The following is a 21,243-nucleotide window of genomic DNA, read 5'->3' on the forward strand; positions in this document are numbered from 1 at the left end:
CCTTATCGCTACAGGACACCCAGGCTATGCCTACACAAACCCAGACCTCTACCGAGGACCTGCTACGCCGCTTGCCGCCCCGTATCACCGCCATCGAGCACCTGCTGGACGCCCAGCCGGACTTGGCGACCATCATGGCCAACGAACTGCGCAAGGGATTAGCGAAACGGGTACCCGCCAACCCGCCGAATCCTGATACGGTTTATCTCAACGAGTACGACATTCCCTCGCAGACAGAGCAAGACAGCGCACCTCGCATCACCCGAACACGTAACCTGACACAGGTGCTGCAAGAAACGATTGCTACCCAAAACCTGCCGACCGAGCTGGCCAAAGAGCCGCAAACCGGCAGCGTCAGCCAAGCCGTCGGGTTCTATCCAACGGCCCACGGCACCGGACGTGACACTGAACTGGCGGATTTGGAAGTCTCGGCAGTCAATGAGTTAATCAGTGACCTGCAACTCAACAGCCAGACGCTCTACGTGAACGCGCTCAGGGCGTTCTGGTCGTCGCCCCACGCAAGCACCGGTGCCCTGAGCGTCCTGGCAGCCGTGAGTCAAAAGCAGCGAGAGGTATTTACGCTGGAGGCGGACCTGAAGGTGAATGATGCACGGCAACAGGTCGAAAAGGCCGAGCAGAACCTGAAGAAAGCGCCCGAAGATACCCAGACTCAAGCGGCTGTGGCCACGGCCAAGTCACACCTGCAGGTGCTGATCGAAGGCCGGCAATTGATCGAGAACCGCGTACTCCATGAAACCACGAACAACGCCACACCGCCGCTCACACTCAGTATTGCGCTGAACGCTACGGGCCAGCCTGACTGGACCACGACGCTCAACGGCTGCTTCGTACTCACCGAGCGCCTGCATGGGCCCCGACCGACCGTCCTCTATACCCCACAATGGGGGGGCGAATTTTTCGAGAGTTTCTCGTCCATGGAAAATGCCTTGCGTCTACGCCTGGTGAGAAGCGCCGAGAGAGACCTGCTGTTCACCAACATTGCCGCCATGGAACACGCCCATGCCCGAGGCGTGTTACGCAACGAGCAGAAATTGAGCTATGCGCCGATCACCGGGCAGGTATTCAATACGTGCCTGCACGCCCAGCTCATCCAGCAAGAGGCCGATATCGACCAGGCCTTCGAGACGTCCCACACCACGTTCGAAACCCTCGCAGCCGGCGTACGTGCCACGCTGGCACTGCCGCTCAAGGGCAACCCGGGCTTGATCGCCCGCATGCCTGTGCCCCTTGACTTGACGCAGGCATCTCCCGACCCGCTCACCCAGCCAACCACTGCGCAGCAAACGCATCTGATACAGCAGTGGAACTCGCTTAACCAACAGCTAGACCAGGTTCTGGAAAAGCACAAACACCCCTCGCTGGACGCTGTGCTGACGTCGCTGCTCAACGAGACCTTTGCACAATTGCCTGACGGCACAGGGCTGGACAGCCTGTATGTCAACCGCTACCGCATCGACAGCATGGGCGCGCGCCATTTTGAATCCTCCCGCCCCTTACTCGAGGCGGTGTGTACCTTATTGCTGTGGGGCAACACCGCAGTGGAAACGGATGAGGATCACACCACTCAAAAAGCTGACGCCAAACCGGTCGAGACCTTCGCCGAAAGTGTCTTTCGCAGCGCGACCGCGTTCAGCGAAACCGACCAACTGAACCAGACCGGCACACTGTCGGACCTGGCTCACACGCTGAAAATACAACTGGCCGAACGGGTCACCGCCTACTGGCGTACGCCAATAGCACCTGAGCTGGTCTGCCCACAAGTCCGGCTGATTGATGTCCAACGCCAAACCCTGGATGTACAGGCACGCCTGCGCGTAGCCGACAATACCCTGAGCCCGCAGGCCAAATTGCTGATTGACCGTGCACTGCGCTACCCGACTCAGGCCCGGCGCGAAGCGAGCTTCATTTATGGCAACCGCCCCGGCATCTATCAATTGACTGTGGCCACCGCCCGCACCGAGGTGGCGCGTATGGCCGGCAGCTTCATCCTGACCTTCAATGACGGCTCCAGCCCGGTCGCCCCTCATTGGCCCCATGGGCACAAAAACCTAAATACCCAGACGGCTGGCATTGGCCCGGTAGTGTTATATACCCCGGACATGGGCTTTGAAGAGTGTGCGTCTCTGCAAGCTTTGCATGACAGGCTCAAGGCCCGCATCAATGCCGGCGAAGACGCCGGCAGATTGTTTACCAGCGGCTTACCGCTGTTGGTTCAGCATGGAAAAACCGGGTTGTGGGGCGATGACCTGAGTAGCACGTTCGCGCCGATCGCAGACGATTTTGTCGCGGACAGCATTCAGGCCTTGCTCGACAAACAGCAATCCGACATCGAAACCATTCTGGGCCTGACTGAGGATGAATCGGACAGCGAAAAAAATGGCCGCGTGGAGCTGGCGGAGCTGGTGGATATGGCCGGACCGTTCCTGGCGCGCAACCGGCTGCTGACAGAACACTGGCGGCCGGACTGGGAAAAGCGCTTGAGCGCGGCGGACAAGAAGGCTCTGCAAGATCAAGCCGACACCACCCTGGCCACACAGGACGATCTGGCCAAACAATGGCAAGCGCTGATCCCCACATTGGCCGAGTATGCCAAGCAACAGGTACTGACAAAGATTCGCGCCTTACTGGTCGAAGCAGGCCAAGACTATCCCGCACAGGGCATCGACCCGGACAAAATAATGGTCGTCCGTACTACCCGAATACGGATTTCATCCGGTGGCGGTTTTGGGTCTGTGCATGAAGGGGTTAAGAGCAGCAGGATGAGCCTGACCAACCTGCTGTTGAAAAACACCAAACCGTGGCAAAGGGGCCTCAACTGGGAAGAAGACGATCTGTTGAAGGCCCAACTGACCACCTCCCAGGGAGAATGGGTGCGCGATGCCAAGGGGGCCATAATCACCTTGGAGAAAGAACGCCTTGAGCAGTGGCTCAAGGACCTGGATGTTGGCCAGCAGTACGCACAAAACGTGCTCGATAAATACCTCGCCCCGCAGGCTACGGCAGCCGAAGCCCACGCCTTGAAACAAGCCTGGATCGCCTGCCAGACGGCTGTTCTGAATTACGCGGCCCTTGCGGCCCGGTTGAATCCTGATATCTACCGCAGGCAAATGCCCAGTGGCACCGGGCAAAAAAAAGCTGACGCTTGGGTGGGGGCGGTGCTGGCCTCGCCATCCCCCGCGACACGCCCACGGGTCGACGGGCAGACCGTGATCGCCAACGCGCTGATGTTCAACCCGACCAATTACGCGCCCCAAGGATCTGGCGGGCAGACCGTGAACGGCGTGCTGATTCTCTCCACTGACGCCGATGATATGCGGGTGCTGTATACCCCGAATGCACCCGACGGTGTGGAACTCAGGGAACTCGTCAACGAGACCGAACTGGTGCAACTGATGCGAGGGCCGGCCTGGCTGGATTATCTTCGCGCACGCCTGCCGGCCGGTACACGCTTGCTCAATCATCGTCTGGCCGCGCATCAAGGCGATGTATTGGTCGGGCTGTACCGGCAGAACTACCTGTACCTGCTGGACAAAGCCGACACTGAAAGCGTGACCAATGAAGAGTTGGAGGCCCAGTCGACCCTCAACAAGGTACTGTTCGGCGTTGAGGTAGCGCTGACCGTGCTGGGCGGTCTCCCCTGGAGCGGCCAGCTGGCCTCTTCGGCCGCCCGGTTTGTCGGCCGGGTGGGGCGCACAACGGTCCATGCTCTGCGCAGCCTTGGGCAAACCGTGGCGGGGCTCGTCGTGCGTCGCGGGTCACGTGCGCAAACGCTGTTTGAACTCGCAAGAGTCACCACTACGATGGCCGGGGTGACGCGAACAACAGGCCTGGGTATCAAGCCCCTGTCCATGCTACTGCGGCCTGGGAGAAACACACTGCGCCCGGATCTGCTGAAATACCAGAACGACTTTCTGCAAGAAAGCGCCCGCCTGGTGGTGAAGGGCGGCATCCCGGCCGGTGCAGAACTGGCCGAAGGCACAGGCATCTATCGCGTCCCCGGCACATCCAGTACCTACCTGGTACGCAGCGTCGGTGAAAAGGGCGAAGAGCAGGTGTTCCGCATTCAGAATACGTTCAACCTCTATGACAACAATGGCTTGGTCGCGCCGGTGCTCACACCCTCTGGAGGCGTGACCCCGTTTCGGTTGCGGCGCCTGCCGACCAAGTTCTGGGAGCTGGACACCTGGCAACGCCTGCCCGGCGCCGGGCCAAAAACCGACAACGCCATCACCCAAGCACTCAGGGAATGGGACGAACTCGTCAAAGCCAATGCGGCACCGACCACCCCACAGAACACGCTGGACCCGACTGGTTTTTTCACAAGTCGCGGTTTCAAGCTTGGACAATGGAACAAACTAGTCAGGTCAGGCGGCGAAATAACCCAACGAGGCTTGGTACGACTCAACCCTGAGAGCGCTACACAGCTGTCAGACGAGCTGTTCATGAAATGGGTAAACATGGAGCAGCCGACCAGAGAAGCGGCGGATGCATTTGTAAAAACACATGGCATTAACCCTGACCGTTGGAGCCAGTTCGTCAGCAGGGGCAAGCTGAACAAAGCTGGCGAGGCCCGCAAGGCAAAACTGACGAAGCCCTTCAACAATTATTACACCCGGATCTTCGACCAGGACTTTTTAGACTGGTATCAGTTGGCCCTTCGACCGGAAAACCAGAACAAAGCGGCCGCCTGGCAATTCGCCGTTGATCGTGGCCTTCACCCGTCGACCTGGATGAAATACGTGAACGCCAACGGTACCTTCAACACGGCCATTCCGACAGTCGCAGAGCGTGTCAATCGTCTAAAGCTTGAATTCCCCCGTGACTTAAGCCAACCCGGCCCGTCCCTCCCCCCCAGCTGAATCGCATTCGGCTGCCAATGCAGGAGCGAGGGTGCTCGCTCCTGCTGATTGTGGCTAAACCTCTGAATTCCGGATCACCGTGACACTGCCTTCATAAGTAAAGGCCTCATCAGGCCGTAGGTTGCCGGGCGGTGAGGTTCTTGAACACGTTACGCCCCGGTTGGCGTGGCTAAAGATGTGATGCCTCTTGAGTGGCTGGCGTTGAGGGTCGATCAGGCGACCGCGCACGGTGACTCAACGACCGCGTGCGCCCCAGAGTGCTGCGTACCGACAGTCTGTTGTTTGCCAGTGGCCCCCATAAGAACCCCATCTGGTCAACGGCCCGGCACCCAGAGCCTGTGCGTGGCGGGCCCGGGCCTCAGTCGAGGCTGAAAAACAGACGCCTGGCCACGGCCAGAGAAATGGCTTGACGTTCGATCTGAAGCACAGGTTCCAACTGACCAGTCTGCCCGCGACGAATACGCGCAAACCTGTCCGCCTCGACTTCGGCCTGGTCCTGACGGCCCAGGTGTTCCTGCTCGGGACGCTTGAGGTGGGCGGCCACGAAATGATCGTCCAACGCCTTCTGCGTCGTGTAATGGAAATGGGCAACACACAGCGCTTCGCCGTTCGCGGCATCGGCGACGGCATAGACCTGCAGGTAGTCGTCGCGGTGCCCCTTGAGCGCCACCCGCCCGCCGCGCCGGGTTATCCGAACCTCGTGGTGGCGATGCAGGAACTCCAGCGTGTCCTGGGTGATCGGCCGTGCCTTGCTCGCCCGTATGCGAGCCTCCAGGCCGGCTGCCTCCAGGCTCGCCACCGAGGCGTGCAAGCGGCTGACCATGGCCCGGGCATTGGCCTGTTGCACCACTGCCAGCCGCGCACTGTCGAGCATACTCAGCTTCTTGTTGATGTCCTCGGCCACCCAGCGTCGACGGGTGGCCTGGGATTCCAGCAGGTATTGCAGGCTCGACGGCTGGTTGACGCTAGGGATCATGCCCTTTACCTGATTGATGGCTTTATCAACCGTGGCCACCAAGGCTTCGCCCTTTTCCATCAGGCTGCTCAATGCCCGATTGGGGTGGCGCCGTGGGGGGGTCGGCTGGGCATCCCACACGCCGTCTTCGGCTTCGGTGAAAGCGGCGATGACTTGGCCCGAAGGGTCACGCAGTTCGGCCGCTGGCTGGTCGGACGGCAGGTCGCTCAGTTGGGCAACATACAGGTCGCGGTTACGCGTGCGGATGATCTTCTTGCGCCTTGCCCCTGGCACGGGTGCGGGCGGCTTGGTCCGTGGCCTGGACTTGGCGGCCGACTGCGACAGGTCGCTCAGTTGGCCCTCGATGTACAGATGCAGCTGTGTCAGCAATGCCTGGAGTTTTTGCAGGTAATCCACGTTGAACTTGTCCGGCTCCATGGCCCGCCAGAATTCGATCTGATCGTCGGTTTGCGCGTAGACCTGGTCAATGCTCTCCAGCAATTCGACGCGCTCCTGGTCAGTGACCTGCACGTGACGCAAGTCCGCCATGGAACGGTTGGCCCGGCGCGCCCGGTTGATGGTTTCGCTGACGCTGTCGAAGAAGGCGTCCTCCAAAGGCGGGCCTGCCACATCGATGGCGATGCTCCACAACGTGGTGAACTGCAGGGCTTGCAGGTCCTGCACCGATGGCCGTGGGGGCAAGCCTGCCGTCAAGGCCTCGGCCTTGTCGCGGCCGAGCCTGGGGACACGCAGCAGTTGGTCAAGGTGACGGTCCTCCAGGGTGCGCCAGTGTATGGCGTTGTCATGCAGCGTCGCCAACTCGCGCAGGCCCTGTCCCAACTGCTCGTGGGCCTGGCGGTTGATGTCCGACTGAGCCTCTTCCTCGGTTTCGTCCTCCAACAATTTGAACACCGGATCGAGCCGTGCATTGACTGCCACCATCTGCTCGCGGGTGAGGGAACTGAGCAATTGCGTGCCCAGCACGACTGACTCCAGGGCGCTGCACAGTTCTTCTTCATAACGCGGTCGCGGCGCCAATTCGCGCAACGCGCGCAGGGTGCGCAGTTCCTTCTGGGCAAAATCAAGGGCGTGCTCGGCTTCCTGGTGATAACGCTGCCGGGCTTGCACCCGACGTGGCTCATCAATAGCACCTTCCGGCTGTTCGACCAGTGCACGGGCGACCGCCATCGCCTGGCGGGCCCGCATCTGGTCCTGGCGCGCCTGCTGGTAATCGCGGTTCAGGCTTTCGCGCTGTGTACTCGCTGCCTGGCGAGCGTCCTGCAGGGCATAGTCGGCCGCACCGCCACGCAGGTGCAGGCCCAGGTCGATGTCCCAACGCCCGTTGCCCAGGTGTTTGAGCCAGGGCCCGAGGATTTCGCCCGTGGCACTGACCACCCGTACCCGGCCCTGTTGGATCTGAATGCGATAGACCCGCCCGCGTACCAGCGCCTGCCAGTACCCGCCGACAGCCGATGCGGGTTTCAACAACCCCTGCAAAGGGCCGCTGGCTTCAGCCTGTTTCAGGTAGTCGGGGGTGGGCTGCGACTTGAGGCTCAAGGCCGTCAGCCGCGCCTGCATGGCCGGGATCAGGGTATCCCGTGCATTGGCCCAGCCAAGCGGCGCACTGAATGATGCCGGGGGGCTCCCCCGCACTGGCGCGGCAGGCACCGGTTCGGCGCGGGCCAATGGCGCAAACGCCGGATGCTCCAGGTCCAGATGGCGCTGCACGTCATGGGGGGCAGCCTGATGCGCCATCACCGCCATCAGGTTGACCAGCATGTCCGTGACCGCGGCGGCTCGTGCCTGGGTGTCGCTGCTGTGCAGGCTCTGAAGATCCTCTCGCACGCTATCGCTCAACTGCAGCAGCCAACCGGCCAACGCCGCCGGCCCACGCAAGAGCGGCAGCAGGTTGGTGAACAGCAGCCAACCGAGCTGTTTCAGGGAGGCCCAGCGCTGTTCGGTATTGGACTGCGACTGGCGGTCGGCCAGGGTTACCAGTGCCTCAGCGGTTGCAACGAAGACCTGTTGCGCCGGATCGCCGTCCGCCACCTGTTTGTGCAGGTGTGCCGGAGCCGGTTTGGTGTAGACCGTGAACTCATCCGACGGTAAAAAGTGCCGGATGTGCGGCTCGATGAAACCACCGTTGGCATAGATCGCCTGGCGCCGCGCATCTATCCAGCTCAGCACCTGATCTTGCAATTCGCCCGTAGCCCTGATCGCCTCTAACAACGCCGCCAGGCTTTCATACTCCTGCAGCGTTGGACTCAGCAGCGGCCGGTACAGCAGGTGCGGTCCTTCGTGCCCGGCCTGTGGCCCGATAATGAACTGGTTGGCAACCACGTCCGCCACCTGATCGGGCGCAGCCCGGAACGCCAGCGGCCACAGGGCCATGGCTTGTCCATCAAGCAGGCGTTGGACCGGGGTAGCCTGCAACGCGGCCTGCAAGCGCAGGAAACCGTTAAGAGTCAGGCCGTGCAGGCCCTGGATCTTGTATTCCAAAGCGAGCAGCGGCAATTGGCTACGCAGCTGCCGGCTGAACAACCGCTGGCGTCGAGTGGCTTCAGATACGTCGTCCACCAGCTTGCGCTTGAGCAACAGCGGATAGGATTGCCCGATATCGACCTGCTTGATGCAGGCGCTGAGCAGGTTATATGTCAGCCCTGGCGGGGCCTTTTCGCCCTTGAGGCTGATCGACTTGGGCGTATGGGGAAAGCCGGCGAGGTTTTCCAGGGCCAATTGCACCAGGGTCACGGTGACGGGTTCGACTTCTCCAGCGATGAAGCCGCCCGGCAGCGGTACGGCAGCGCCAATCACGCGATCGAACCGGATGCTGATCTCTTGTGCTTTCAGCTTGGCCGTCACCGGCTGCTGCTGCAAACACCCCTGCAATTGCTCGACGGCAAACTGCTCGATCGTCGGGATGCCTTCCAGGTAGTCGTGTGCGCCCTCGGCATGACCGGTCAGCACCCAGCCGCGCAGCAATTGAGCGCAGGCGGCACTGTCGGTGGCATCGGCCTGGCTCAGCCACAACGGCAAACCCGCACGCAATTTCTGTTGGAGCGGACTCAGGCGCGCGACAAACCAATGAAGGGGGTCAGTGATGTCGTTCAGCAACTGTTGCCAAGCCTGGGCTGTTCGTGGCAACCGGCGGTCGATGCGGTCGAGGTCACGCAATTGCCGCTCCAGGTAACTGGCTGCCAAGGCGTCGAAGGGGTCACCCTCCACCGGCCGGGAAAACCAATGTGCGACTTGCCCTGCCGGTGACGGTTCCACCTCGGCAGCCAACACCCCCCCTATATCGTCTATGTCCTCAATGGGGGTGATTCCCAAGGCCGGGTTGTAAAGCAGCGAAGACGTCCCCCCCTGCGCCAGGGTCCGCTCAAACAGCAGCCAGGGCAGCGTGCGTAACTGGTTTTGCCACAGGTGCAGCGTTTGCACGCGCAATACCGCGCTGTGCAGGCTCCACTGACGGTCGGGCCGGGTCGGGCGCAGCATCGTTTTGGGAAACAGCTCGGCGAAGCGCGCCGGGCTCATGCCGGGCGGCATGGGGGTATCGTAGAACAGCGCCAGCAATTCGTCGGACAAATACCCCCAGCGCACCATGTCCACGGGCATTGCCTCGTGCCACCACGCCTGCAATCGCTGGGCAAAAGCCTCCAGCAGAAAGGTACCGCATTCGTTGATCATTACCTCCAGCTCGGCAAGGCTAGGCCCGCCGGGCTCAAACACCTCGCGTACGCGCCGAACCACCGTGTGATAGTCCTGCACCAACAACACGGGCCGGGCAGCCGCCAAACGTTCCACCACCATCTGCGGTAACGAGGCATAGTGCCAGGCCCCCGCGTCGAGTTGATCTTCGGGGGTCGCGATATGGAGCAATCCGGCGTGCTCGTTACGCCCACTGAAATAGCGGTCCAGGTAGGCCTGGGCACTGTCCAGGGCCACGGTCAACAAGGACGGCGGGGCGTTGAACAAGGTTTCGATCTGTTCGATATGCGCTTGGCGCAGGGCACTGGCGGCGAGGGGCATCCGGGTATCTCCGTCGGGTTGATCCCCCACGCTAGCCCCTCGTACCGCCGCCAAGGCCCTAGACAGTTACCACGCACGCCCCAGAAAACCCGCAGCACCAGATTTATCTACTGCCCCGTCCTGACCTGAGGCGACATAGCCTGATGACCTTGTCTCCTTTCATCAGGTCATCCGTCATGCCCCACCTGCCTAACCCTGCACCCGGCGCCACTCCTCCCGAGGACAAAGGCCCGCACTACGAACTGATCAAGCACAAGATTCCTCCCTGGTTGCTGTCCACCTCGCCGGCCAGGGTCGAGGCACTGCGCAAGGCCCGCCTGGACCTCGCGCCCTGGTCTCATAGCGGGACACCTCAGGCTCACGCCAGCCTCAAGACGGCCAACGCCCAGGCATGGGTCACCCAGAATACGGTGGATAAGCGCCTCAAACAGGTCCAGGACGTATATGCCTTCGCCGAACCGCTGCTGACCCAGGCGCTCAAGACAGAGTACGGCGTGGACGCCAGCGTCCGGGACACCTTCCTGTTCCTGTACAACGTCAAGGGCACGTTCATCCAGGGCGTCACCAGCCGCAGTGTGTCCTTGTTGGACGCCGCCCTGCAAAACTTTGCCAAGGATGAGCACTTCACCGACGACTCCAGCTACATCAGCCCACCCGACGCCCGCGGCCACTTCACCCTCAAGCCCCTCAAACAGCAGATGAGCATTGCGCAGTTCACCGCCCTGTGCCGACAATTGGACCTGGGCGCCCAGTATCAACGGCACCTGCAGCAGCATTTGTTGCCGCCTAAACAAGCGGACAAAGACAGCCTCAAGGCCCAGGTCGTCGCCAGCCAGCAGGCGCAGTTTGCTGCCGCGGTCCATATGGCTTTAGCCAGGAAGGACATCACGCAGGCCACCTTTCACCTGCTGATACGCATTGCGCAGGGCCAGCGCGGGGTGATGCAGTCGTATCGATTGCAGATGATGGACAGCCTGCTCACCGGCATCCTGCTGATCGCTGTCGACCTCGACCGGGCCAGCGAAGTGGCGCGGGTGATCGTGTATACCCCCCACGACCCGCACAGCCCGGTCAAGGACTACCCCAACGCCCAGGCGTTCATGACCGAGCTGACCGACAAACTGCGCACACCCAGCTATCGCCAGTTTTTCAGCCATTTTGTCGACCACGGGCAACGCGGGGCGTTCTTTGCCAACCTCGAACAACGCCTGAGCCGCGTGCAGTGGCATCGTCGCCAGGACCCGCTCGACCCAAGCCCGAGCTGGCGCGACACACCCGTGACGCAACCACGCCTGCAGTACGCGGCGCTGCCAATCACGGGCGACCTGTGGGAACAGCTTTACCAACAAAAACTCAACAAGATCCTCAACGATGCGCGACAGCTCGCCGTCAGTACCAACGATGTCGACAGCCGCGCGCGCTGGGCTTGGTGGGACAATGTCAGCAAGATGGTGACGCAGATCTTCAACGCGGCGCTCATGGTGATCACCCCGTTCGTACCGTTCCTGGGGGAACTGATGATGGCCTATACCGCCTACCAATTGCTCGATGAAGTGGTGGAAGGCGTGGTTGAGTTGGCAGAGGGCCAGGCACTGGAAGCGGCCGGCCATTTTCTCGGGATACTCAGCGAAGCGGTGGAGCTGGCGACATTCGGCGCCGCCGGTAAACTGGTCGAGCTGATCCCTTCGCCCTTCGTCAACCAGCTCAAGCCAGTGCAGGTGCAAGGCAAGACCCGCCTGTGGCACCCAGACCTGCGCCCCTACGCACAAAAAAACCTGGCGCTGCCAGCCGATTCCTCACCCGACACGCTCGGCCTGCACACCCATGACGGCAAGCGCCTGCTGCCCCTCGATGGCGAGCACTACGCGGTGACGGTCGACCCGGCAAATGGCGCCCACCGCATCCGCCACCCCAGCCGCGAGGACGCCTATGCACCGCGGGTGCAACACAATGGTCACGGCGCCTGGACCCACGAGGCGGAAAATCCCAGAGCCTGGGACGCACCCAAGTTGATGCGGCGCCTGGGCCCTTGGACCGACGCGCTGGACGATCCGCAGCTGGAGCAAATCCGCTGCAACAGCGGCACTGAGCCTGGGGTGCTGCGTGGCCTGTATGTGGACAACAGCTCCCCGCCGCCACTGCTGCTCGACAGTGTGAAACGCTGTCGTCTCAACCGCGAAACCGAGCAATTGGCCCAGCGCCTGCGCACCGGCGAGGCTGCCGACTCCCCCACCTACTGGAGCCCCTACCTGGCCACCGAGTTGCCCGGCTGGCCGGCGAGCAAGGCCATCCGCGTGTACGAAGACACCAGCCTGACGGGCGCGCACCTGCACTACGGCGAGGCCGATGCACCCGACACCCTGGCCATCAGCCGCCAGGCACTCAACCAAGGCCAACTGGCGGAGCAGATCGTGGACGTTCTTGACGAACCCCAGTTGCAGGCGCTGTTGGGCCCGCTACCGACCACGCGCGCGGAGCGGGTGACGGCCCTGCGCAATCACCTGGCCGACCTGCTCACCCGCCGCCACCGTTCGGTATTCGAGTACCTGTACAACGCCAGCGAACACGCGGCCAGCGCACGCCAGGTGGTGGTGCGCCAAGCAGTGCCGACGCTGCCGAAAACCCTGGCTCACACGCTGTTGGAGCAGGCTCGGCCCTCAGAGCTCAAACGCATGGACGAGCACAGCCAATTGCCTTTGCGCATGAAAAACCTGGCCCGCGACCTGGCCATTGACGCACGTGCCAGCCATGCCCACGAAGGCCTTTACCACCCAGCCCACCTTACCCTCGACACCGAGCGCATGTTGCTCAACACCCTGAAGTTTCACAGCGATGCCTTCGCCGACTTGCGCGTGGAGATACGCGAACACAGCGCCCTCGGCGAGCTTCGTTGTGCGGCCGGCCCGGACGACGCTCGGCAGGTCCGCGTCCTGGTGCGCGATCCCCAAGGCCGCTACACGCTTTACGACAACGAGCGCCACCTGCTCAATCCTGCAAGCGACCTCTACGCGACCCTTTTGCATGCGCTGCCGAACCCTACGGCATGGAAGGACGCGCCCGCGTTGCAAACCTGGCTGATGGAGCGCCTGGCAACCCTGCAGGAACGTCGTACCGCCCTGGACATCCCGCCCACGCCACCCGCCGTGGCCCGTACCACTGAGCAACTGCTGCAAAAACCCAGGTTCCGCTGGGCGAGCAAACTGCTGGGCATCGGGCCGCCGTCCCTGGAAGACCGTATCAAGGCGCTCTACCCCCGGATGCACGAAGAGGCCATCCAAGAGCGGGTGCAGGCCTACAATTCACCCGAAGGCGAGCAGGCCCTCAAAGACCTTGAACGTGAAAAAAAGGCGCTGCTGGCACACCTGGAAAACTGGGTGCAATCCCCCACGCGCTACAACGGCGGCGACCGCGAAGCCCAGGAAGGCGAACGGTTGATGCGCTCGCACCTGTCTCGGGCGATTCGCCAGAGTTGGGAAAATGTGTCCGGCGGCTTTACCGACACTTTTGGCGAAAGCCATACCGGTGGCATCCTCGACCTCGAAGGCTGGCCCCTGGGCCTGCACCTGCATGGGTCGCCCAACCCGCAGTTGCCATTTGAATTCATCACCGGCCTGAACCTGAACGAGAGCGGCCTGAACGACACCCATGACGGCTTCCTGGCCTTGTTCCCCAACCTGCGGGTACTTGACCTGAGCCAAAACCAATTGACCCGGCTGCCCAAGGCGGTGACCGGCATGCCACGCCTCAACCAACTGGGCCTGGGTGACAACCCGATGCAATGGAACAGCGCCAGCCTGGAGCAGCTCAAAAGCCTGCGTAACCTCAGGGCCCTGGACCTCAGCCATCACCGGCAGATGACCACCGCCCCCGACATCAGCGGCATGCCGCACCTGCGTGAGCTGCACCTGGCCGGAACCGGCATTGCCGAATGGCCCACCGGCCTGTTTGATCACCCACGGTCCGAGCACTTCGTACTCGACCTGCAAAATACTCAGGTCAGGCACGTGCCGCAGTTCCTGCCCTGGCAACCCGAGGCCGAGGTGGTGGCGCGTACCCGGCTAGACCGTAACCACCTGCACCTGGACGACGAGGAACGCATGGTCAGCTATCGCCTGGGGGCAGGCCTTGACCCCTATCGGACGTATCCGCCGAGAGGCGAAAAAGACAGCCGCTTCTGGATTGACGAAATGACGAGCACTACCCAACGGCGCAGGCGCCAGGCGCTATGGGACGAGCTGGAACAGGAGCACGGTTCACAAGGCTTTTTCGAGGTGATCCGCAGCCTGCAGCCACCAGAAGCGTTCGAAACCCAGGAAGACGGCCTGGACTACATTCGCAACCTCCCGCAACTGACTGAAAACGTCTGGCGCATGCTCGAGGCCATGCACGCCGACGACGCCTTGCGCACACGCTTTTTCAGCATGACCAGCACCCCCGGCAACTGTGCCGACGCCAGCGCGCAAATCTTCAATAACATGGGGATCCAGACGCTGGTGCACGAGCTGCACCGCGCTCGCCCACGATTGACGTCGGTAGAATTTGCCGGACGCCTGGCCCTACTGGCCCGCCAGACCGCACGTCTGGACTTGGTCAACGAAGCGGCCCGCAAGGAAGTCGCCCGCCGCCTTGCACCACCCGAGCGCGGGGGGCTGGGACTGCGCCTGACCACCGACGTGGTTGACGGCGTGCCGGGCAGCGTTGATGAAGTGCAGGTGTACGCGGCCTTGCAGACCGCTCTCAAGCACGACCTGCATTTGCCCTGGTTGTCTTCACACATGGTCTATCGTCAAACCGCCGGTGTAGACGACGCGCTGATCGCCCGCGTGCACCAGAGCATCATCAATGCCGAACGGCGTGATGGCCTGGTCGACCGTACCCTTGCGGTGGGCTTTTGGGATAAGTACCTGGAGGATACTTACGGCGATGAGCTGACGCTCAATACCCGCCAGTTCCAGGAAAAAGCCCTGCGCATCGAAGACCTGCGCGATGCACAAGACGCCTGGGCCCAGGCGCAGACCCAGTCGAATCTCAAGCAGACCCTCACCGACCTGGCCGATGAACTGGGCGTGCCTCACAGCGACGTGCTGACTGGGTCATCCATGACCCACAGCACTTACCGGCGCTTGTTCGACCAGTTGGCCCACCAAGAAAAAGAACTGCGCCGACAGCTCACATCGAACGCCTTGGTCATCCTACCGGAGGGGCTGGAACCCTAGACCTCAGAGTCCCACACGACCGTGGCCGTACCGGAATAGGCATTGCCGCTGTTCTGGTCGAGCATCTGTGACACGCCGTCGGCCTGTATCTCAAAGTGCAGGGTGCTGGGCTTGCGATCCACATAACGGCTCGGCCGGAACAGCTGTGTGCCGCTGCCATCCAGGCGCAGCGGGAGGCGACTGACCGGGCGCCCGGCGCTATCGCTCAGGCCTGCAGGCAAGGTCACGGCGATATCCAGCGGCACTTGGTGACCCGCGGCGTTGCGTACGCTGCAGGTGTTGCCCAACGGGTCGCCGCATTCCAGGCTCATCTTGAAGGCGGTGCTGGTCCACAGGTTGACGGTCTGGTCGTGGAACAGGCGCGTGGGTTTGCGCCCGCTCTGCAACCAACCCTGCCAGCCACCCTGGGGTTCCAGTTGGATACGATGGCCGCCTGGGGGGACTTCGACCTTGAGGTGATGGTCGACGGTCAGGGTGAAGTTGAAGGTCAGTGCGTTGTCATTCGGGATAATCACATCGCCGAAGTCGAAATCGGCACCCGGGCCCACGCTGTAGGTAAGGCTGCCGGTGTATTCGCCGCTGGCCATGGCCAGAGGATTGGGGGTTCTCAGCGAATAGGCGTATTCCGTAGTCGAAAACCAAAAATGTGTGATGTCCTGCCCCGGCACACGATTACAAACGCCTGCGTTTTCGGGAACCAGCCAGAAGAACAACAAATAGGTGTTCGCACTGGCTAAATAATTGATCCCCTGACACGGGGCCGGTGCGTGGAACCACTGGCGGTACCAGTTCCAGACCGGATCATCCGGACGGCTCCACACAGTGACATTCGGCCGCACATCCCAACGATGGCCGATTCCGGCAATACGCATCTGCACGGTCTCGGTCTGCCCGGTTTCACTGTGCGTGACCTCGAGATCACGCCACTCCGAGGGCACCTTCCACATGGCGCCATCGCGAGGGTTTTCGTGGTTGGCGAGGATAGGTCGACTGGCCGTGGCAAGCAAATCGGAAGTCCGGATAGTAAAAAGCCCGTTAGCTTTGCAATAGGCCGGGATATGCCCCGGGCAAATCCCGCTTTGGGGCGTGGTATTGACGAACTCATTGACCATCGGATTGCTGGGGTCGGGGCGAAAACTGGCAGTGATGTCCTGCACCGCCCCATGGGCCGGCAATACCAGCAGCATCGAGACAGCAGCGGCAAGGCCAGGTCCGTACAGTACTCGCAAAAACGGCACGACTTTCATGACGACAGTTCCTTAAAAGCGCGGGGCAATGGCATCGAACACCATGTGCACAGTGCCGAAATAACGCCCCGGACGGTAATCGTCCTGGGGCTTTATGGCGGCGATTTCCAGGTGAACCCGCTTACCGGGTTTGGCATCGAGGACGGAGACCACTTCGGTGTGGTCCAGGCTAAGCTCCTGGCCATTGAAAGTAACCCGCAGGTCGATCCGGTCATTGCCGTTGTAGAGGAAAGGCTCGGCTTCGAGGCGTGCACCAATGGCACCGCCGGTGTTCTTTACATCGAACGGCGCCCGCAGCGAGCTCAACTCGGAAATGACCGGGTTGTAGTTCAGCACTTGCTCGCGTTGCACCAATTGCGGGTCCACCGGCAGCACGTAGAACTGCGGCGTGGGGATGTTAACGTAAACCTCGAAGGTTTCCCGTTCGACCGCCGCCCACCCTGGGGCGGGCAGCAGGCCGACGATAATGAAAGCGAAAAGCGCCCGTGCGTTGATCATGGTTTTCACCTGTGGTGATCGAGGCGTCATCAGCCTTTGACCTCGACTTTTTTAGTCTCGGTGCCTTCAATCACGCTGAAGTGGTATTCACGCCCCGGCTCCTTGTCGAAGCCGAACGAGCGACCCGCCATCACATGGTACTTAGTGGTCGGGCGGCAGTCCTGGTTGTTGGCGGCGCAATCCTTGAACTCATCGATCACCACCACGCTGTTGCCGTTGTTACGCAGGGCGTAGCGACGCGCGTCGTTCTGGATCTCGCTGTTGAAGCGGGTTTCGGTGGGCCGCACGAAAAACACCGTGCCGTAGCCGGCCAGGATCTGCACTCCCGCCGCCAGGCTATCCTTGTACTCGGCGCGTTCCTGTTCACTGATCGCAAATTCATCTTCGGTCTGCGGCACCACTGGCACAAAACGCACGCGAAAATAACGTTCTTTGTCGCGGTTGCCCATGAACAGCAAGCGCGTTCCCTGGGTGCCATTGGCGGGCACGATCAAGCGCGCCGGGCTGGCCATCAGGCCGTCGCGGGCAGTGGCGTCGGCCTGGTTCTGCAACGGCACTTCACGGAAGGTGCCGTCGTCGTTGTAGATCATCTCCAGGATGTTGACCTTGACGAACGCCGTGGACGTGCCGCCATTGAACACCCGCTTCATGTAGGTACTTTTGCCGGCGTCCATGTAGTCGTAGACCACGCCGACATGGATCTTCGGCGTCGCCTGGCCACCCAGGCAAAACAGGCACAACACCCCAAATAACCCTAAACGTTTCATTACTTGCTACCTCATGTAGTGCAGGGAGGCCGACTGCGGCCCGTGAGTCATACGCAACCGTCAACCCGCAGTTCCGGCGCGGGAAATGGCTTCGGCCAGGGAGTCCGGTGTACAGCGCAAGTCCCCGATCATCAGCACATCACTTTCGCGCCGGCCCTGGCTCGGGTCGAGACGGAACTGGCACAGCAACTGGTTGGCGTAGCGCACTTCCAGGGTCGGTGAATTGGCGCTCATTTCCATGGAGAAGAACCCGTCCACCTCGCTGACCCCACGGCTGGCGTGGTTGATTACGTGATGGCCCTTGAGCGGTTTGCCCTGGGCGTCGAGCAGGCGACCGAGCACAGTTACGGTTTTCATCACACGGATCTGGCGGTAGTCCACGCCACCTTTGTTCAAGTGGTAACTGCTGCGCGCCGGCTGGATGCTCGCGGCGGGCGGATGGTTGCCGTCGAAATCGAACGCGAGCGTGCTGCTTTTGTAGGCGGTGATCGGCACGAAATTACGGCCTGGACGCAAGACCGAACTGCCGCCGCTCAAGTCGTCGGCGCGCAGTTGGATGTCATCCAGGTCGGTCTCCACATCCACGATCATTCCAGCGCCGTGGCCCTGGGACTGGCTGCTCATGACTATTTTTGAACCGCCCACCGCCACCGTGCTGCTCAAGTTCAGGCCACCGGTGAGATTTCCGTTGAACGAGGAGCGCTGGACGAACCCATCGCCGTATAACGCATCGGTGGCGAAACTGCCGCGACCGGACAAGCCGAGCCCGTAGGTATCAGTCAGCACCGTGGCTGAAACGCTTTGCAGCAGGTGATCGTCCAGGGTGCGCTGGTAGGTCAGCGAGCCGTTGTTATCACGGCTGCCGTCGCGGGCAGTGCGGCTGCCGATACTCGCTGACCACTGCTCGCCGGGGGCACCGAGGGCCACGCTGACACTCAAATCGACCCCGCGATTGCGTTTGTCACCGGTGCTGGCGGTGGCTGCGCGATCGAACACCGAGAACCGCCAGTTGGCATCACTATTAAGAAACTTGCCGCGTTGGTTCCAACCCAGGTCCAGGCCCAGCCCTTCGACATTGCCTTCGCTGTAGGCCAGGCGCGAACTGATCGAACTCTTGTTGCTCAGGCGATGGTTGACCGACACCGAGGAATTGCTGGTGCGCCCATTGAACACGCGCGTGGGGCGCAGCCGGGTGCCGTCGGGCAAGGTCTCGTAGGTGCGACGGGTGTCGAGCCAACTGCGGTTGTGGCTGACGACCACACTGCCATGGCCGTAACTGTGCATACCTTGCACGTCCATACCGGTGCCGTGGTCCTGGGTCTGGTAGACATTGGCGTACAGGCTGGAGTTGTTGGCCAGGCTCCAGTCGATGGAGCTGCCAAACTGCATCTTTTCGCGCACCTTGCGCGTAGACAGCCCGAGAATCACCCGAGGGTGCGCCAGGTAATTGATACCGGCGCCATAAGTGATGAACCCGGTGGACTGTTCTTCCCAGTTGCTCAACAGCTTGGTTTCACGCCCAACAAAGGTGCTGTAGCGCCAGCGTTCGTCGGCGTTGCGCCAGTTGTTGGGCTTGTAGACCAGCTCCTGAGTGGTGGAGGTCACCAACCCATCTTCGACCAGGCGCACTTCCACGTCATAGATGCCGCCGGGCAGCGGCCGTGTGTCGATGGACTGCAAGCCGGCTGCGACCGGCTGGCTGTTGATCAGCAGGCCATTGCGGTAGATCTCCACCGAGGCCTGGCGACTGGCGGTGACGTAGATCGGGTAGACGCTGGGCTTGGGGTTGTTGATCAGCAAGCTGTCGGAGCTGCCGAACATCATCCCTACGGCCGTGTCGGGGTTGGCGCCGAAGGAGCGGATCTGGCGCGTGAGGCCATTGGAGCCGGGCATGAAATAGCCCAGCAGCAGGAAGCGACCTTCCATTTCGCGTTGTGTATACAGCTCATGCACGGCATGGCGCAGTGACGTGTCGCCACCGCCAAAACGTGAGACCTGCAAGTTCAGTGCCTGGGTCCAGTTACCCAGGCTGGCGCTGGCTTCCAGGCCGTAACGGCCGCCGACATCTTCGTCCTGGCCACCGTTGAGATTGAGTTGGTTGTTGACGATCAAGCCCAGGCTACCCGCCTCGGGTTGGTCGTAGTAACGTTTGATCTGGGCGTTGCGCTCCACGTTTTCCGTGAGGATCGAGACCAGGGATTCCTGCAAGTTGTAATGCACCGCCAGTAACTGCGCAGGGCAACTACGCTCACAATTACCCAGGGGCATGCCCTGTTGTAATAGTTGCTCCCAACGGCCGCGTTCGGCAGCGGATACGGTACTTTCATCGGTATCGGTAAACTCCAGCAGTGTAATACGGTCATCCCGGCCAAGCACAATCATGGCTTCACCCAGTGACTGCTGATCAAGTTCTACCCGAACTGCCAACGGCACATCGAAAAAGTGTTCTTCGAAATCTTTTGGCAACCCCTTGGACTGCGATAACAAACTTCCCGGTGTTGTGCCGGGCGCAGTGGCAGCCAACGCGCTGGCACTCACCATGAGCGCCAGCGCACCTGCAATTGACGTCTTCGAAAACATGAGCGCAATACTCGTTAATGCTGAAAGTTGGCACGAGATAAACAAGGCCGGCAGCCAGAACGGCTGGCCGGCCTTACACCAAGCGCCCCTGATCTTCGCGATCAAAGGCGGTGATTTACACGGTGGTGCTTAGGGCGCCGAACGTGGCTCGGAGTAGAACATCAGGGTGTAGGCCGCGGTAAACAGGCCGTTCTGGGTATCCAGCGGCTTGGCGGGAGTGACCACCAGGTCGGCCTGGGTGCCGGGGGTGGATTGAGGATCGTCGACCACTTCCTGCGGGGTGGCAGTCAGCACAACGCCATTGAAAGTGTTGGTCAGCGCGATGGTTTCGCTACCGTTATAGAGCGCCGCAGCCGTTGGACCCCCTTCGATAAAGGCATGCACCGAGCCTTCTGTGTTTTTCACATCGAAGGTCGCACGCAGGCCGCTCAGCTCACCGCTCACTGGGTTGTAGTTCATGACCTCGTTCTTACCGAAGTCCGGGTTGCGCGGCTTGACGTGGAACTGCTTGTTCGGGATGTCGGCGACGATGTTGACGGTGCTACGCGCGTCATCCGCAGCGAGGGCTATGGAAGCATCCAGAACGACCGCAACCAACGATGCCGCTACGGCAATTTTTTTGAACATAGTTCAATACCTGTTTTGTTGATAATTCACGATTTCGGGTAACAACTAGAAAGTAGGGAGCTTGCACTTTCCAATTACTTGCATTGAGGCAAGCCGTTGCCCGCACTCAAACGCCCGACAAGTATCCAGCGATTGAAATGACAAGTAAGCAGGCAAACGCCTTGTATTGCGTAGCTTGGTGCCGATCAACTTAATAGGAATAAGATGGCATTTAGCCAAAACTTAAAATGCATCTGTAAGAAATGAACTACATTCACTTAATGAGAATGTTTTATTAACGAAGTTCTCTGAGGGAATGGTATTACACGCCCTTTAAATCAGGTAATAACACGCCGCTGAAAGTTGTGTAGGACACCGCCAAAGATCAACTTGAGTAGTTGCTCTAATAGGTATAGACCCTCCGTTGCAGAGCACGCCCATAGCGACCGCACATAGCGTGCCGTT

General features: G+C 61.1%; 8 protein-coding genes. 2 read left to right on the plus strand and 6 right to left on the minus strand.

Annotated features, from left to right (window positions below; genetic code table 11):
• Positions 1–26 precede the first annotated feature (26 nt).
• The gene (locus CWC48_RS04770) at positions 27–4,880 is read left to right on the plus strand and encodes a dermonecrotic toxin domain-containing protein (protein ID WP_100491416.1); all 4,854 of its coding nucleotides are present in this window, start codon (positions 27–29) and stop codon (positions 4,878–4,880) included.
• 358 nt (positions 4,881–5,238) lie between these two features.
• On the opposite strand, the gene CWC48_RS04775 is transcribed toward CWC48_RS04770, so the two are convergent.
• The gene (locus tag CWC48_RS04775) at positions 5,239–9,864 is read right to left on the minus strand and encodes a dermonecrotic toxin domain-containing protein (RefSeq protein WP_100491417.1); all 4,626 of its coding nucleotides are present in this window, start codon (positions 9,862–9,864) and stop codon (positions 5,239–5,241) included.
• Positions 9,865–10,040: 176 nt separating this feature from the next.
• Between CWC48_RS04775 and CWC48_RS04780 the strand changes: the two genes are divergently transcribed.
• Positions 10,041–15,080 carry a dermonecrotic toxin domain-containing protein gene (locus CWC48_RS04780; protein WP_177409473.1) on the plus strand — a complete coding sequence of 1,680 codons (5,040 nt, stop codon included), beginning with the start codon at positions 10,041–10,043 and terminating at the stop codon, positions 15,078–15,080.
• Here the strand turns inward: CWC48_RS04780 and CWC48_RS04785 are convergent.
• The 5 genes from CWC48_RS04785 to CWC48_RS04805 form a co-directional block, all read right to left on the minus strand.
• On the minus strand, positions 15,077–16,327 hold the full coding sequence (locus CWC48_RS04785; RefSeq protein ID WP_100491419.1) for a hypothetical protein: 1,251 nt from the start codon (positions 16,325–16,327) through the stop codon (positions 15,077–15,079). The genes CWC48_RS04780 and CWC48_RS04785 overlap by 4 nt on opposite strands.
• 12 nt (positions 16,328–16,339) lie before the next feature.
• Entirely contained in the window at positions 16,340–16,825 is a 486-nt protein-coding gene (locus tag CWC48_RS04790) for a CS1 type fimbrial major subunit (protein WP_100491420.1), read from the minus strand.
• A gap of 29 nt (positions 16,826–16,854) precedes the next feature.
• On the minus strand, positions 16,855–17,592 hold the full coding sequence (locus CWC48_RS04795; RefSeq protein WP_078047079.1) for a pilus assembly protein: 738 nt from the start codon (positions 17,590–17,592) through the stop codon (positions 16,855–16,857).
• Between the two features lie 60 nt (positions 17,593–17,652).
• Complete coding sequence (locus tag CWC48_RS04800) at positions 17,653–20,172, minus strand: TcfC E-set like domain-containing protein (protein ID WP_100491421.1); 2,520 nt, start codon at positions 20,170–20,172, stop codon at positions 17,653–17,655.
• 129 nt (positions 20,173–20,301) lie between these two features.
• Positions 20,302–20,799 (minus strand): CS1 type fimbrial major subunit, encoded by a 498-nt coding sequence (locus CWC48_RS04805; protein ID WP_078047077.1) that lies wholly within the window; start codon positions 20,797–20,799, stop codon positions 20,302–20,304.
• Positions 20,800–21,243 lie beyond the last annotated feature (444 nt).

The organism is Pseudomonas sp. S10E 269 (assembly GCF_002798465.1).
Classification (GTDB): domain Bacteria; phylum Pseudomonadota; class Gammaproteobacteria; order Pseudomonadales; family Pseudomonadaceae; genus Aquipseudomonas; species Aquipseudomonas pergaminensis.

Excerpts from the sequence above, each read along its gene's own strand:
- CWC48_RS04770 (WP_100491416.1), top strand. The coding sequence starts at position 27 with ATGCCTACACAAACCCAGACCTCTACCGAGGACCTGCTACGCCGCTTG.
- CWC48_RS04775 (WP_100491417.1), bottom strand. The coding sequence starts at position 9,864 with ATGCCCCTCGCCGCCAGTGCCCTGCGCCAAGCGCATATCGAACAGATC.
- CWC48_RS04780 (WP_177409473.1), top strand. The coding sequence starts at position 10,041 with ATGCCCCACCTGCCTAACCCTGCACCCGGCGCCACTCCTCCCGAGGAC.
- CWC48_RS04785 (WP_100491419.1), bottom strand. The coding sequence starts at position 16,327 with ATGAAAGTCGTGCCGTTTTTGCGAGTACTGTACGGACCTGGCCTTGCC.
- CWC48_RS04790 (WP_100491420.1), bottom strand. The coding sequence starts at position 16,825 with ATGATCAACGCACGGGCGCTTTTCGCTTTCATTATCGTCGGCCTGCTG.
- CWC48_RS04795 (WP_078047079.1), bottom strand. The coding sequence starts at position 17,592 with ATGAAACGTTTAGGGTTATTTGGGGTGTTGTGCCTGTTTTGCCTGGGT.
- CWC48_RS04800 (WP_100491421.1), bottom strand. The coding sequence starts at position 20,172 with ATGTTTTCGAAGACGTCAATTGCAGGTGCGCTGGCGCTCATGGTGAGT.
- CWC48_RS04805 (WP_078047077.1), bottom strand. The coding sequence starts at position 20,799 with ATGTTCAAAAAAATTGCCGTAGCGGCATCGTTGGTTGCGGTCGTTCTG.